The 13,270-nt window shown below is 68.0% G+C and carries 13 protein-coding genes; 3 read left to right on the top strand and 10 right to left on the bottom strand.

What is annotated here, in order from left to right; translation table 11 throughout:
• Nucleotides 1-55 precede the first annotated feature (55 nt).
• The 4 genes from panC to IEY58_RS15350 form a co-directional block, all read right to left on the bottom strand.
• On the bottom strand, nucleotides 56-925 hold the full coding sequence (gene panC / locus IEY58_RS15365; RefSeq protein ID WP_189047257.1) for a pantoate--beta-alanine ligase: 870 nt from the start codon (nucleotides 923-925) through the stop codon (nucleotides 56-58).
• Nucleotides 926-1,046: 121 nt separating this feature from the next.
• Nucleotides 1,047-2,036 carry a hypothetical protein gene (locus tag IEY58_RS15360; RefSeq protein WP_189047255.1) on the bottom strand — a complete coding sequence of 330 codons (990 nt, stop codon included), beginning with the start codon at nucleotides 2,034-2,036 and terminating at the stop codon, nucleotides 1,047-1,049.
• An 85-nt stretch (nucleotides 2,037-2,121) separates the two neighbouring features.
• Nucleotides 2,122-2,736, bottom strand: a complete 615-nt coding sequence (locus IEY58_RS15355; RefSeq protein ID WP_229743743.1) for an alpha-ketoglutarate-dependent dioxygenase AlkB — start codon at nucleotides 2,734-2,736, stop codon at nucleotides 2,122-2,124.
• Nucleotides 2,733-3,197: an MmcB family DNA repair protein gene (locus IEY58_RS15350; RefSeq protein ID WP_189047253.1), complete on the bottom strand. Its 465-nt coding sequence runs from the start codon at nucleotides 3,195-3,197 to the stop codon at nucleotides 2,733-2,735. Before IEY58_RS15350 ends, IEY58_RS15355 begins: the two co-directional genes overlap by 4 nt.
• Nucleotides 3,198-3,355: 158 nt before the next feature.
• On the opposite strand from IEY58_RS15350, the gene lysS reads away from it, so the two are divergent.
• The 3 genes from lysS to IEY58_RS15335 all read left to right on the top strand — a co-directional run bounded on the left by lysS (nucleotide 3,356) and on the right by IEY58_RS15335 (nucleotide 6,754).
• Nucleotides 3,356-4,894, top strand: coding sequence for a lysine--tRNA ligase (gene lysS / locus IEY58_RS15345; protein WP_189047251.1), 1,539 nt, complete (start codon nucleotides 3,356-3,358; stop codon nucleotides 4,892-4,894).
• 511 nt (nucleotides 4,895-5,405) lie between these two features.
• Entirely contained in the window at nucleotides 5,406-6,230 is an 825-nt protein-coding gene (locus tag IEY58_RS15340) for a cold-shock protein (protein WP_189047250.1), read from the top strand.
• 71 nt (nucleotides 6,231-6,301) lie between these two features.
• Nucleotides 6,302-6,754 (top strand): MucR family transcriptional regulator, encoded by a 453-nt coding sequence (locus IEY58_RS15335; RefSeq protein ID WP_189047248.1) that lies wholly within the window; start codon nucleotides 6,302-6,304, stop codon nucleotides 6,752-6,754.
• An 83-nt stretch (nucleotides 6,755-6,837) separates the two neighbouring features.
• Here the strand turns inward: IEY58_RS15335 and ptsP are convergent, their stop codons facing one another.
• Genes ptsP through IEY58_RS15305 form a run of 6 tightly spaced genes read right to left on the bottom strand, consistent with a single transcriptional unit; the run spans nucleotide 6,838 to nucleotide 13,177 of the window.
• Nucleotides 6,838-8,664: a phosphoenolpyruvate--protein phosphotransferase gene (ptsP, locus tag IEY58_RS15330; protein WP_189047246.1), complete on the bottom strand. Its 1,827-nt coding sequence runs from the start codon at nucleotides 8,662-8,664 to the stop codon at nucleotides 6,838-6,840.
• The gene (locus IEY58_RS15325) at nucleotides 8,651-8,950 is read right to left on the bottom strand and encodes an HPr family phosphocarrier protein (RefSeq protein WP_189047244.1); all 300 of its coding nucleotides are present in this window, start codon (nucleotides 8,948-8,950) and stop codon (nucleotides 8,651-8,653) included. Before IEY58_RS15325 ends, ptsP begins: the two co-directional genes overlap by 14 nt.
• 8 nt (nucleotides 8,951-8,958) lie before the next feature.
• On the bottom strand, nucleotides 8,959-9,366 hold the full coding sequence (locus IEY58_RS15320) for a PTS sugar transporter subunit IIA (protein ID WP_189047242.1): 408 nt from the start codon (nucleotides 9,364-9,366) through the stop codon (nucleotides 8,959-8,961).
• A complete protein-coding gene (gene rapZ, locus IEY58_RS15315) occupies nucleotides 9,363-10,802 on the bottom strand; it encodes an RNase adapter RapZ (protein WP_189047240.1) in 1,440 nt (479 codons plus the stop codon). The genes IEY58_RS15320 and rapZ overlap by 4 nt, the downstream gene beginning before the upstream one ends.
• Before the next feature lie 22 nt (nucleotides 10,803-10,824).
• Nucleotides 10,825-12,510, bottom strand: a complete 1,686-nt coding sequence (locus tag IEY58_RS15310) for a stimulus-sensing domain-containing protein (RefSeq protein ID WP_189047238.1) — start codon at nucleotides 12,508-12,510, stop codon at nucleotides 10,825-10,827.
• Nucleotides 12,479-13,177, bottom strand: a complete 699-nt coding sequence (locus tag IEY58_RS15305; RefSeq protein WP_189047236.1) for a response regulator transcription factor — start codon at nucleotides 13,175-13,177, stop codon at nucleotides 12,479-12,481. The genes IEY58_RS15310 and IEY58_RS15305 overlap by 32 nt, the downstream gene beginning before the upstream one ends.
• Nucleotides 13,178-13,270 lie beyond the last annotated feature (93 nt).

Here is a 13,270-nt window from a genome sequence, read left to right as displayed (position 1 = left end):
ACAACGAGGGACGCCGGCCTGACGGGCGCCGATCATGGAATGCCGCCCCGCCCGGTCATGCTGCCGAGGCTTCGATCGGGATATTGTCGATGAGCCGGGTTCGACCGATCCGGGCTGCGGCGAACAGCCGGGCCGGTCGCGCCAGGTCCTCGACCGGCACCAGCCGCTCGGCATCGTAGATCGACACGTAGTCGATCGGCCCGAAGCCCTCGGCCGCGAGGCGCGCCTTCGCCGCGGCCAGGAGCTCGGCAAACGGCACCTGCCCGGCGAGCGCCGCGTCGGCCGTCTCGCGCATCACCTGCGGCAGCATCGCCGCGATCCGGCGCTCCTCGGGGCTCAAATAGACGTTGCGCGACGAGAGCGCCAAGCCATCCGCCTCGCGCACCGTCGGCACGCCCACGATCTCGGTCGGGATATCGAGGTCGCGGACCATGCGGCGGACTACCTGCAGCTGCTGGTAGTCCTTCTCGCCGAAATAGGCGCGGTCCGGCAGGACCTGCAGCAACAGCTTCGTGACGACGGTCGCGACACCCTGGAAATGCCCGGGACGGAACGGGCCGTCGAGCCCATCCGTCAGGCGGGACACGGCGACATGGGTAGCGAAACCCTCGGGATACATTTCCTCGACCATCGGCGCCCAGACCAGATGGCCGCCGATCGCCGCAAGCTTGGCAACGTCCTCGGCCTCCCGGCGCGGATAGGCGGCGAAATCCTCGTTCGGTCCGAACTGCGTCGGGTTGACGAAGATGCTGACCACGGCGCGCTCGCCGGCGTCGAGCGCCCGCCGAACGAGCGCCATATGCCCGTCGTGGAGCGCGCCCATGGTCGGGATGAGACCGATGCGGGCCCCTTCGCGGCGCCAGCGAGCGATTTGATCGCGCAGGTCGGCGACGGTGCGGAGAATCGGCGGAGCAGTGGTCGACATCAAAACACGTCCGGATCGACAAACGGGGCCGCGACTATAGGCGCTCCGCCGGGCGGCACCAGAGTCGCGTGCAAGTCACTCCGCCGCATCATGAATCTCGTATCGTCGACGGCGCGCGGGGTCAGGGCGACTCGTCCACCGGCGGCGCTTCGGATTTCGCCGTTGCCGGCAGCGGCAGGCTGAAGGCCTGCGCCATTGCTTCCGACGAGGCGTCGATCAGGCTGGTGAGCGCCTGCTGCCGTTGCGGCAGGGAGACCTGGGCGGCGAGCACCGCCTCGGCGATCGGGTCGCCGCCGGCCGAGCGCGTCGCATCGGCCCTGGCCGCCGCCTTGAGCGCCGAGGCATTGGGCTGCACCGGGCGCAGCACGCCGCTTTCGACATAGCCGGCCGAGCCGTCGTTCAGGGTCAGCTGGACCCAGCCCGGTGCCGCCTCGCCGCCTGGCCCCTGCACGCGCTGCAGCCGGCGGAGGCTGGCGACGCGCGCACCGGTCGACGCCGGCTTCGCATAGATGAGCGCCGCCGCCGTCGCGACATAGGGCTGCTGCGGCGGCGGAGCCGCTGCAGCAGCCCGCGCGACCTTGAGCGCGGTGCCGGGTGCCGCCGTGGCCAGACGGCCGGCAACCTGGCGCAGCATGTCGTCATGCTGCGCCAGATGCTGTGCTGCATCCTGCGCCAGCGCGATCTCGCTGCTGAAGCTCGCCTGCTCGCCAGCGAGCAACGGCGCCATGTCGGCCGCGGCCACGCTGCCGCCGGCAACGCCGCTGCGGATCTCTTCGGCCCGGTCGAAGCGGCAAGCCTTGAGCGTGGCAAAGCTCGCCGTGACATGCTCGACCGTCTTCGTATCCTCGTCGATATCGGTCGACAGGCTGCGTGCTTCCTGGCCGGGATCCGTGGACGCCCGCCGCAGGGCGGCATAATAGGCGTCGGCGCCGCCCGGTTGGTCCTTCGGCAGCGCATTCCGGTCGATCGCCGCGGCGAAATCGGCGCGTTCGACCTGGCAGCTGCTGCTCACGACCGGCTTCGCCGGCTCGGTCTGGCAAGCGGCGAGGCCGGTTAGCAGCGACAGGGTCAGCACCCGACCGAGCGGGGCAAGAAACAAGGAGCGGGTCATCGGCGGTGACGGATCGCGAATGTCCAAGGTTTCAAAATGGTAACGCCACGATACAGGAGCGAGGGGCCTCAAGCGAACTCTTAAGTCATCGCGCTTCGTTCACCCGACGAAAGGTCAGGTTGAGGCGCCGTTCGCCCAGCGCCGAATGGCGGCCGGGCAGGATCCGGTCGACGCCATGATAGGCGAGCCGCGCCGGACCGCCGAACACCAGCACATCGCCATGCTCGAGCAGGAACGAGCGCGTCATCCCGCCGCGGCTGGTGCCGCCGATGCGGAAGCGTGCCGCAAGGCCGAACGACACCGAGACGATCGGCGCCGCACGGTCCTGCTCGTCGCGATCCTGGTGCGCGCCCATGCGCGACTCGATGTCGTAGAGGTTCACGAGGCAGGCCTCGGGCGCGAAGCCCGGGAAGCCTGCCGCCGCGGCCGCCTCGGTCGCGAGCAGCGCCATGGGCGCGGGCATGGCCGGCCATGGCTCCCCGGTCAGCGGATCCTCGGCGACATAGCGATAGCCGTCGCGGTCGGTAACCCAGCCGAGGGGGCCGCAATTGGTCATGGCAACCGACATGGACTTGCCGCCCGGCGTCATCATCCGTCGCGGCGGACAAGCCTCGATGACGGCGAGTGCCGCCAGCAGCACCTCGTCACCGGCAAGCGCCTTGAAGAGCGTGATGCCGGGACCGACGGCGAGCCGCGTCACCAGGCCGCCTCCGCCGTGATCGCCGGATCGACGAGCCGCTGCAGCCTGAGCGCCGCCAGATGGGCAAAGCGCAGCGTCACCGCCTTGCGCCGGGCCGCCGCCAGCCGGTGCTCCGGCGCCGGACGCACGATCTCGGCCCCGAACCCGTCGGCCAGGATCAGGCCGCAATCTTCGGGGATGAGCTCGACCGGGAAGGTTTCCGGCACGGCGAAGAACAGCCGGTCGCAGAATTCGCGATAGTCCGGCCATTTGTGGTCGGCACGGAAATCCTCGATCGACGACTTGACCTCGACGATCGAAATCTCGCCGGTCCGGTCGACTGCCATCACATCCGCGCGCCGGCCGTTGGCGAGCGGCATCTCGGTCAGGCCTGCGAGCCCGTGGGCCGCGACCATGCGGCACACGCCACGCGCCAGCAGCACGCCGGGCTGCACCTTCGCCCCTGCTTCGCTCGGCGCCATGGCTTCGTCCTCGTTTTGTTCCAAAACCGGTTCATAAGAAACCGATTGCCGGGCGCCTGGCAAGGGGCGGCCATGCTTGGGATGCGCCTTGTGGTCCCCATCGACGGCCGCTAGTAAGGGACTTTCATGTTTTCCACTGGTCCAGCGAACGGGACACCATGACTGCCAGCGACCGGCCCGAGGCCCCTGCCCTGCCGCGCGACGAGGCTGCCGCCTTCCGCGCCGCCAACGCGTCCAACGAATTCCGCCAGGCGCGGCTGGGCAAACTCGAGGCGATGAAGCGGCTGGGTGTTAATCCCTATCCGTATCGCTACGAGCGGACGGCGCTCGCGACCGACATCGAGCGGGACTACGCGGATCTCCCGGCCGGCGAGACGACGGAGAAGACGGTCAAGGTGTGCGGCCGCATCCGGGCGATCCGCAATTCCGGCATGTTCATCGACCTGCACGACGTAAGCGGCAAGATCCAGGTGTTCTGCCACAAGGATTACTTGCCGGCGGAGCAGGTCGAGCTCGTGAAGCTCCTGGACCTCGGCGACATGATCGGCGTCACCGGCCTCGTCCGGCGCACGCCGCGCGGTGAGCTCACGGTCAATGCGAGCGAGGTCGTTGTGCTGTCGAAGGCGCTCCTGCCGCTGCCCGAGAAGTACCACGGTCTCTCCGATCTCGAGACGCGCTACCGCCAGCGCTACCTCGACCTGATCATGAATCCGGAAAGCCGCGAGACGCTCCGGAAGCGCAGCCTGATCATCGCCGCGATCCGCAACTTCCTGATCGAGCGCGGCTTCCTCGAGGTCGAGACGCCGATGCTGCACACGATCGCGGGCGGCGCCACGGCGCGGCCGTTCGTGACGCATCACAATGCGCTCGACATGGATCTCTACCTGCGCATCGCGCCCGAGCTGCACCTGAAGCGGCTCATCGTCGGCGGCCTCTCCGACAAGGTGTTCGAGATCAACCGGAACTTCCGCAACGAGGGCGTCTCGCCGCGGCACAATCCGGAATTCACCATGATGGAGCTCTACTGGGCCTACGCCGACTACAACGACATCCGGACCCTGGTCGAAGAGATGGTCGAGCATGCGGCAATCGCCGCCAACGGCACGACCAAGGTCCAGGTCGGCGACAACGAGATCGACTTCAAGGCGCCGTGGGCGCGCCGCTCGATGCTCGACCTCGTCAAAGATGCGACCGGCGTCGATTTCAGCACGATCGAGACGGCCGAGGCGGCGCGCGACGCGGCCAAGCGCCTCGGCGTCAAGCTCGAGGGGCACGAGAGCTGGGGCCAGGCGGTCGAGGCCGTATTCGGCGACAAGGTCGAGCACACGCTGATCCAGCCGACCCACGTCACGGACCATCCGCTCGACATCTCGCCGCTCACCAAGGTCCACCGGGACAATCCAAGGTTGGTCGAGCGATTCGAGACCGTGGTCAACGGCATCGAGCTTACCAACGCCTATTCCGAGCTCACCGACCCGCAGGACCAGTTCGACCGCTTCGCCGAGCAGATGAAGCAGCGCGAGAAGGGCGATGACGAGGCCCAGCAGCTCGACGTCGATTTCATCACGGCGCTCGAATACGGTCTGCCGCCCACGGGCGGCCTTGGCGTCGGCATCGACCGGCTGATCATGATGCTGACCAACAGCCCGGCGATTCGCGACGTGATCGCGTTCCCGACCATGCGTCCGGTCGCCTGAACGGGTCGCCTGAGCGGACACCCCACGGCCGCGACGGGCCGATTCATCATTGGCGTTCGACTTGCACTCTTAGGCGCTGTCGAACGCCACGCGAATCGTCCGCATCTTGACGAACATTTGCGCGAGTCGGCCCTAAGCCGCACACCATTTTCGTCCGCCGCGGGCATTACGTGGCTGTGACTTGCCGCCTCCGGGGCTTTGCTCGCGAGCGAGCACCGACGAGAAACTCGGCTTTCGAGAAGTTTTTTTATGTTTTTTCCGGTTCCCCTCTTCCGTTTATTGTGACAAGGCACTATTTACGGTGTCTAGCAGTCGTTCCGCGTCCCCTTTGGCGACGTGTCCGTGACGACGAAATCCGCCGCAATGGCCGTGGTTTCCTCTCGGAACGTCAACAAAATCGAGAAATTTGACACTATCGACGTGTCGAACGGCTGTGGTCCGGCAAGTTCGGGCCCAATTCCCGATACGGATGATCCCCGTCCGTCGTCGAGTCGTCTAGTGAAGGTTACCAATGACAGCCAGCTCTCCATCACCGGAGACCATTCGTTTCATCACTCGGATTCTCGCAGCCCAGCCCACATCCGTCACGGACGTGGCCGAGACGATCGCGAACATCGTGCGCACCGTCGACAATCTCGGCGCGGCGACCGCCAAGACCGAACGCGCCCCAGCCCGCCCGGCGAAGCCTGCCGTGGTCGAAACCGCGGTCGAGGCGGCGGATGACGACGCTGCCGCGGTGGCGCCGAAGCTTCGCGCCGAGCGCGTCACCGTGACACGTGCGCGCCGCCGGAACGTCGAGGAAGCGCCGGAACCGGAACCACCGGTGGATGTGGCACCGGAGCCGGCGCCGCAGCCGCGCCTGCTGCGCCGGGCCGAGATCGTCCAACCGGAGCATGACCCGGTGGCGGCGCTGCAACCCGTCCGCCAGACCGGTGGCGCCGTGCGCGGCGTCGTCAAATGGTTCGACAGCAAGACCGGCAAGGGCGCCTTGCGCCTGACCGGCGTCTCGGGCGACGTGGCACTCGAGCGCAGCGTGCTCGAGCAGTCGGCGATCAAGCGCCTCTACAAGGACCAGGAGATCGAGGCGACGGTCGAGGATCTGGGACGCGGGCGCGTCAAGCTGCTGACCCTGAGCCTGCCGGGCCGCAGCAGCCCGGCGGCGACCAGTCTCCTGGGCGGCGACGGCACGACCATGGTACGCCGGCAGGCCCGTTCGATCCTGGTCGAGGTCAAGCGCGACGGCGCCCGCGCCTTCAACGCCCGTGAGGAGGCGGAGCAGGTCCTGGGCGGCATCGAGCGGCTGCGCAACACCCGCCGCATGACCCCGTCGAAGTGATGTCCGCGCGCGCCCGGCGGCCGGCGCTGTAACCGTTCCAGCGTTCTCAGTCTCGAGGATAGGATCAAGACATGTCCGACAAGCCGACCCCCTCCAATCACGGCGAGGTGCTGCGCATGGTGACGGATGTCATCGCCAGCTACCTGAAGAAGAACCCGGTCGCGGCCAGCGACCTGCCGAACGTGATCGCGACCGTCTACAACGCCTTCACCACGCCGCAGGCGAGTGCGGCCGAAGCCGCCCCCGAGCGGCCGGAGCCGGCCGTGCCGATCAAGCGCTCGGTCACGCCCGACTACATCATCTGCCTCGAGGACGGGAAGCAGCTGAAGATGCTGAAGCGGCATCTGGCGACGTCCTACAACATGACGCCGGACGAATATCGCGCCCGCTGGGGCCTGCCGCCCGACTATCCGATGGTGGCGCCGAACTACGCGACCCAGCGCTCGACGCTGGCGAAGCAGATCGGCCTCGGCTCCCGCGCCCGGGACGAGCGGCCGGCGAAGGCCAAGGCCAAGGTCGGCTGACGATCTGACGCGCGCCCGGTCCCATTAGATCGGTCGCACGGGTTCATCCAGCAACGCCGCCGGCGTCCCCGACGCCGGCGGCGTCAATATTCGAGCAAAGATGCGATCCGGCCAGGATCCGACTGCGTCATCACTTGGCTCACCAGCCGGTTCGCCTCGGCGATGCTGATCATGCGCAGCCGCTGCTTCACGCGCGGCAGGCTCGCCGGCGCCATCGACAGCGTGCGGATGCCGAGGCCGAGCAGCAGCGGCGTGTAGCGCGGATCGCCCGCGATCTCGCCGCACACGCTGATCGGGATGCCGGCACGCACCGCCGCCTCCGCCGCGAACTGGATGAGCCGCAGCACGCCCGGGTGCAGCGTGTTGTAGAGATAGGCGACCTGGTCGTCGCCACGGTCGATCGCGAGCGCGTATTGCGTCAAGTCATTGGTGCCAAGGGCGAAGAAATCGCACTCGGCGGCAAAGGCATCGGCGGTGAGCGCTGCCCCCGGCACCTCGATCATGATGCCGAGCGGCGGCAGCGGATCGGCGATCCGGACGCCGGCCGCCTTGAGCCGCTCGGCCGTTGCCAGCAGCACCTCTCGCGTCTCGCGCACCTCGGCCAGCGACGAGATCATCGGCAACAGGATGCGCACCGGCCCCTCGGCGCCGGCGCGCAGGATCGCCGCCAGCTGCGTCTCGAGCAGTGGCCGATATTTCAGCGACAGCCGGATCGCGCGCAGGCCCAGCGCCGGATTCGGGCTGTCGGCCGTGATGCCGCGCAGGCTGTAAGCGAGCTTATCGCCACCGATATCAAGCGTGCGGATCGTCACCGGCTTGCCCGCCATGCCGCGCACCAAAAGGCTCAGCGCCTCGACCTGTTCGTCCTCGCTCGGCGATTCCTCGCGGTTCATGAACAGGAATTCGGTTCGCACCAGGCCGATGCCGGCCGCCGCGACTTCGGTCGCCTGGGCAAGCTCGCGCGGCAGTTCGAGGTTGGCCTGCAGCTCGATCTCGATGCCGTCGCGGGTGATCGACGGCAGCTGCCGCAGCCGGTCGAGCTGGCGCTTCTCGCGCAGCGCCACCAGCCGTTCGGCCTCGTATTGTGCGAGTGTCGCGGGCGACGGGTTGATCGTCACCGTGCCGGCCGTGCCGTTGATCAGCACCACGTCGCCGTGACCGATGCCCTGCAGCAGCCCGACGCAGCCGAGCACGGCGGGGATGCCGAGCGAGCGCGCCATGATCGCCGTATGGCTCTCCGCACCGCCGAGCGCGGTCGCGAAGCCGGCAATCCGGCTCGGGTCCATGAGCGCCGTGTCGGCCGGCGTCAGCTCGTCGGCCAGCAGCACCGTGCCCTGCGGCAGCTTGCCGATGGCGGTGAACGGCGTCTTGGTCAGGTTGCGGATGAGCCGCGATCCCACGACGCGAATATCGTCGATGCGGGCGGCGAGATAGACATCGCCCATCAGCGCAAAGCTCTCAGCGATCGCCTCGATCTCGATGCGGACCGCCGCCTCGGCGTTGATCGCCTGGCCCTGGATACGCGCCACTACGCCGCGGACCAGGCGCGAATGGGTCAGCATGGCGAGATGCGCGTCGAGCAGGTAGCCCACCTCCTCGGCCGCGGACCCATGCAGCGCCGCCGACTTCTCCTTGAGCTTCAGGAGCTGGTGGCGCGACAGCGAGATGGCCGCGTCGAACCGGTCGAGCTCGGCCCTGATCTCGTCCGGCGCGATGCCGTATTCCGGCACCGAGAGCGCCGCGATGTCAGAGACATGGGCCGAGCCCAGCGCCAGGCCCGGCGACACGCCGAGGCCCGTCATCACCCGTTCGGGTCGCGCGCCCGTCGGATGCACGCCAGTCGGATGAGCGGCCGTCGGATGCGCGGCCGTCTCTGGCTCAGGGATCCGCGTCTTCTCAGTCTTGCTCATCGAAGGCGTCCGACACGAGGCCGGCCATCGCCGCCACCGCGACGTCGGCCTGCCGGCCCGTCGCACGAATCTCGATCGTCGTGCCGATCGATGCCGCCAGCATCATCAACCCCATGATCGAGCGGCCGCTGACGACGCTGCCGTTCTTTGCAACCCGGATGTCGGCGTCGAACTGCTCAGCCAGCTTAACGAACCGGGCGGCGGCGCGCGCGTGCAGACCGCGCTTGTTGCAGATCGTCACCATCCGGCGCACGGTGACGCCTTCCATCATCTCCTCGTCAGCCATGGCGCGCCTCACCCGCGCGCATCGGCAAGCAGCTGCGAGGCGACGTTGATATATTTCCGCCCGGCCTCCTGCGCGCCGGTAACGGCGGCGCCCAGCGACTCCGTCTGGCGCAGGCTCGCGAGCTTGATCAGCATCGGCAGGTTGATGCCGGCGATCACCTCGATCCGGGCCTTTTCCATCACCGAGATCGCGAGGTTCGACGGCGTGCCGCCGAACATGTCGGTCAGGATCACGACGCCGCGGCCGGCGTCGACCTTGGCGATGTCGTCGAGAATATCCTGCCGGCGCTTTTCCATGTCGTCCTCGGGGCCGATGCAGACGGCGGCGATATTCGTTTGCGGGCCGACGACGTGCTCGAGTGCCGCGATGAATTCGGCGGCGAGCCGGCCGTGGGTCACGAGAACCATTCCGATCATGCGTGTTCCCTTAAGGTGCTGCTGGAAGGGGAGACCGGCTTGTCGTCCATCGGAACCTCGGCATGGTGGTTGACGGGGCGAGAAATATCCCGATGCGCGACCGTGACGGTCTGACCATGGGCGGCGAGCCAGGCGCCGATCCGTTCGGCAACATAGACCGACCGGTGGCGCCCGCCGGTGCAACCGATGGCGATGGTGAGATAGGACTTGCCCTCGTGGTCATAGCGCGGCAGCAACGGCTGGATCAGCCGCACCAGATTGTCGAAGAAGTCGGCAAAGACCGGGTCGGCGGTGATATGCGCCTGAACCGGCGCATCGAGGCCGGTCAGCGGCCGCAGCACCGGGTCGTAATAGGGATTGTCGAGGAAGCGAACGTCGAACACCAGGTCGGCCTCGCGCGGCAGGCCCTGCCGGAACGAGAAGGACGTGACGAAGATGCCGAGGCTCGGCCGGCCGCCGAGCCCGAAATGACCGGTGAGCAGTCGCTTCAGGTCCTGCGGCTTCAGTACGGAGGTGTCGATCACCACGTCGGCGCGGGCGCGGAGCGGCGAGACCCGGTCGCGCTCGAGACGGATACCGTCCATGACCGGGCGATCGCCGGCCAGCGGATGGCGCCGACGCGTCTCGGTGTAGCGCCGGGCGAGCGCGTCGTCATCGCAATCGAGGAACACGAGCTTCGCCTCGATCCGTTCAGCGGCGATCAGCCGGTCGAGTTCGGCAAGCAGGCCGGTGACCGCGAAATCGCGCGTCCGGATGTCGATGCCGACGGCAATCGGCCGGGCGCGCCTGCCCGTGGCGCCGACGAGGCGGGGCAACAGCGAAAGCGGCAGATTATCGACCGCCTCGTAGCCCATGTCTTCGAGCATCTTGAGGGCCGTGGACCGGCCGGCACCGGAGAGGCCGGTAACGAGCACGACGCGCGCCGACGCGACAACCGGCGGCACATCCTGCGTAAGTCCCTGAGCGGGAGAGGGATCGATCATGGCCCTCTGTTTATACCCGATGCGGGGCCCGGCGCCAGCCGTCGGCGATAATCCGAGCGCCAGCAGCAGCTTGATGGGCGCCGACGCCGTGAAAGGATCGAGCGTCAGGATCGGAATCTCCCGCCCCTCGATCATCGCCGTCGCCGGCTCGGGCAGGCGCTCGACCTTGTCCGGCGCGACCAGATCCGCCACGAGCGCGAGCGAGGCCCACGGTCGGTGCGGCAGCGTGCGGATGCCGAGCCCGCGCACCTCGATCATCCCGGCGATCGTCGGCGGTGCGCGCGCCACGATCCCGTCCCCCTCGGCCACAAGCTCGACCTGGTCGTCGGCGACCAACTCCGCGCCGAGTGCGATCAGCCGCAATGCCAGGTCGGACTTGCCGGTGCCGGGCTGGCCGCGCAACATCACGGCGCGCCCGTCGAAGGCGACGACCGTGCCGTGATGAAGCGTCATGGCCGGGCGGTCCAGGGGCGGCTCAGCGCGCGGCGGGCAGACGGACGCAGAAGCGCGCGCCCTGCACCTGACCCGCCTCGTCACGCCGGTTCTCGGCCCAGATCGCCCCGCCGTGCGCCTCGGCGATCTGCTTGGAGATCGACAGGCCGAGACCAGAGTGGGTGCCGAACTTCTCGCCGGCCGGCCGCTCCGAATAGAACCGGTCGAAGATCGCGGCGAGCTTGCCCTCGGGCACGCCCGGCCCCTCGTCCTCGACCGATATCAGCACGTCCGGCCCCTGCCGTTCGGCGCGCACCACGATCCGGCCGCCGGCCGGGCTGAACGACGCGGCATTGCCGATCAGGTTGCGGAACACCTGGACGAGCCGGCCCTCCTTGCCCAGCACCATGAGGCGCTCGCCGGAATCGGGCGCTTCATATTCCAGGACCGGATCCTCCTCGCTGCGCGTCGTCGCGTGGACGTCGACCAGCGTGCCGAGCATGCCGGCGATCGAGACCGGCGTGCGCTCGAGCCGGCTCATCTCGGCGTCGAGGCGCGAAGCGTCGGAAATGTCGCTGATCAGGCGATCGAGCCGGGTCACGTCGTCCTGGATGATCGCCATCAGCCGCTTCTGCTGCTTGGGATCCTGCACGCGCGTCGCGGTCTCGACCGCACTCCTGAGCGAGGTCAGCGGATTCTTGATCTCGTGCGCCACGTCGGCCGCGAACCGCTCGATCGCGTCCATGCGCCGGAACATCGCGGCGGTCATGGCCGTGAGCGCCACCGACAGCTCGCCGATCTCGTCGTGCCGGCGGCTGAAGTCGGGAATGTCCACCTTGCGCCCGTCGCCGTGGCGGATCTCGTAGGCCGCCTGGGCGAGCCGGCGCACCGGCCGGGCAATCGTGCCGGCGAGATAGAGCGAGAGCGCCACGGTCACGACCAGCACGATCATGAACAGCCGCAGGATATCGGCCCTGACCGAGTCGACCTTCTGCTCGAGGTTGGCGCTACCGACCTGCAGCATGACCGCGCCCAGCACCTGCTTGTAGCGCCTCACCGGCACGGCAACGCTCAGGATGAGCCCGCCGTGCTGGTCGGAGCGGACCTCGCGCGTGATATGCCCCTCGAGCGCGTCCGTCACTTCCTCGTAGTTGGCAGCGACGGCCTGGGGATATTCGACATAGGGCGGATGATGGTCGTGCCGGCGGAGCAGGCCCGAGACGCTGTCGACGAAGCGCCGGAGCAAGCCAGGCCCTGCCTCGTCGGGCGGCGGCAACTCCTGGATCTGAATGGAACCGCCGCGGCCCTGCATGGTCCGGCTGTCGGCGATCATGACGCCGTTCGGCAGGAACAGGCGCGCGCGGATCCGCGTCGGCTCGACCAGGCGACGCATCAGCCCCTGGCCCAGGCTCGGCACCAGGACGGGCTGATCGCCCAGGTCCTCGAGTGTGGCACCCTCGCTCAACGCGCCGGCGAAGATGCCGCCCTGGGTCGCAAGCGCCTGCAACTCGGTATCGATGAGGCCCGTCTCGTAGCGATCGAGATAGAGCATGCCGCCGCCCAGGAGCGCCACGGCCAGGACGTTGACGGCCAGCATGCGCCGGCTGAGCGAGAACTGGCCGAACGTACGGGGCCGGGCGAGCAGTTTGCGAACCTTGTGCCCCGCTGCGTCGTCGGGCCGCGGTTGGGCCGCGGCCTCAGGCTTCTTTGTATCGGTAACCAACGCCATAGAGCGTCTCGATATGGCTGAAATCGTCGTCGATCACCTTGAACTTCTTGCGCAGGCGCTTGATGTGGCTGTCGATGGTGCGGTCATCGACATAGATATGCTCGCCATAGGCCGCATCCATCAGCTGGTCGCGGTTTTTGACGTGACCCGGCCGGGCGGCGAGCGACTTCAGGATCAGGAACTCGGTCACCGTCAGCTCGACCTGCTGGCCGCGCCAGGTGCAGAGATGGCGGCTCGTGTCGAGCAACAGGTCACCGCGCGTCAGGAGCGCGTCACCGTCGGTCGAGGGCTTTTCCTTGGCGAGCTCGACCCGGCGCAAGAGCGCCCGGATGCGCTCGATCAGCAGGCGCTGTGAGAACGGCTTGGTGATGTAGTCGTCGGCGCCCATGCGCAGGCCCAGCGCCTCGTCGATCTCGTCGTCCTTGGATGTCAGGAAGATCACCGGCAGGCTGCCCTGCTTGCGCAGGTGGGCGAGCAGTTCCATGCCGTCCATGCGCGGCATCTTGATGTCGAGGATCGCGAGGTCGACCGGCCGCGCCGCCAGCCCTTTGAGCGCTTCCGCCCCATCATTGTAGCAATGGACCTGGAAGCCTTCCGCCTCGAGCGTCATCGAGACCGAAGCCAGGATATTGCGGTCGTCGTCGACCAGCGCGATCGTGTTCGCCACGGGATATGAGCCCTACTCTCAAGTTCTGCCTGGCAAGTTCTATCCGGCTTTATAGACCCCTCGGGCCCCGCCTACCATGGGCGAGGAAAATGG

Source organism: Aliidongia dinghuensis (genome assembly GCF_014643535.1).
Lineage (GTDB): Bacteria > Pseudomonadota > Alphaproteobacteria > ATCC43930 > CGMCC-115725 > Aliidongia > Aliidongia dinghuensis.
This window is presented reverse-complemented; position numbering and strand designations above follow the sequence as displayed.